General features: G+C 70.9%; 2 protein-coding genes. Both read right to left on the bottom strand.

The window, feature by feature from the left end:
- The coding region (locus tag AB0O29_RS36135; RefSeq protein WP_365160749.1) for a hypothetical protein at positions 1–361 on the bottom strand (361 nt) is incomplete at its 3' end.
- 93 nt (positions 362–454) lie between these two features.
- Positions 455–1,216 (bottom strand): transposase (locus AB0O29_RS36130; protein WP_365160746.1); only part of this gene is annotated, 762 nt, incomplete at its 5' end.

Here is a 1,216-nt window from a genome sequence, read left to right as displayed (position 1 = left end):
CGGAGGGCGCCGCCGGATTGAGGGCGAGGCCGCGCCCTCCGACGTACTGATACGCCTGGTCGATCCAGCGGCCGGCGAGGCCGGCCTGCTGATGTGCGGGGACCGTGACCTGCCCGACTCCGTCATCGACGCAGCCCTCCACCACCCGGCCAGATCGATCCGGCGCGCGCTCGCCGGCAACCGGCACGTCGACCCTTCGCGAGTCGCCCCCTTGGCAACCGACCCGTCGGGGATCGTCCGCGGGCGGCTCGCCGCCGGCCCCCACCCGCGCCCTCGATGGGTACGACCGCTGCCGGACGACATCCTCGTCACCCTCCTGACCGCCCAGGACGGGGGCGAAGACGGCCTGCTCACCGAACACGAGATCGCCGCGGAACTCAGCTTCTCCCGGCAGATCCCTCCGTCGTTCTACCGCTCCGTGACTCCTCCCCCTCCTGAAGGAGGGGGCTTCCTGTTACGCCGGGTTGGCGTCGCAGCGGACCAGCCCGGCCCGGTTGAGGACGTTGATCGCGCCGACGGTGTCCGCGTGCGCGAGGTGGCCGCAGGAGAGGCAGTGGAATCTCTCCTGGGTGGGGCGGTTCTCCTTGGCGGTGTGCCCGCAGGCGGGGCACTGCCGGGAGGTGTTGCGGGGGTCCACCGGGATCGTGCGACGGCCGGCGCTTTCAGCCTTGCTGGTCAGGATCGTGAGGAACACCCCCCAACCCGCGTCGTGGATCGACTTGTTCAGCCCGGCCTTGGCGGCGGCCCCGTTGAGCAGGAAACCGCCCGGCGTCCGGGGGTCGGGCTTCGGCTTCGGGGCCCGGACCATGTTCGCGATGTTCAGCTTCTCGTGGGCGATCACGTCGTGGACGCGTACGAGGCGCAGTGCGGTCTTGTGGGCATGGTCCAGGCGCTGACGACGGACCTTGGCGTGCAGGACGGCGACCTTGGCCAGAGCGGCCCGGTGCCGTTTGGAACGCCGGTCACGACGGACGCGGGGAAACGAGGCGACGGCCCGCTGCGCGGCGGCCAGCGTGTCCTCGTTGGTCTTGCCGTGGCGGGGGTTGGGCACGAACTCGCCGTTGGAGTCAGCGAGGAAGTTGGCTATGCCCACGTCGATCCCGATGACGGAGCCGGTCGCCGGGAACGGCTCGGGCTGGGCCTGCTCGGCGGTCAGGATCACGAACCACCTGCGGCCCTCGCGTTTGACCGAAACCGTCTTGACCCTGCCGACGAC

It is taken from the genome of Streptomyces sp. NPDC089915 (assembly GCF_040684675.1).
GTDB lineage: Bacteria > Actinomycetota > Actinomycetes > Streptomycetales > Streptomycetaceae > Streptomyces.
The sequence above is the reverse complement of the archived record's forward strand: the minus strand, read 5'-3'. Positions and strand labels throughout refer to the sequence as shown.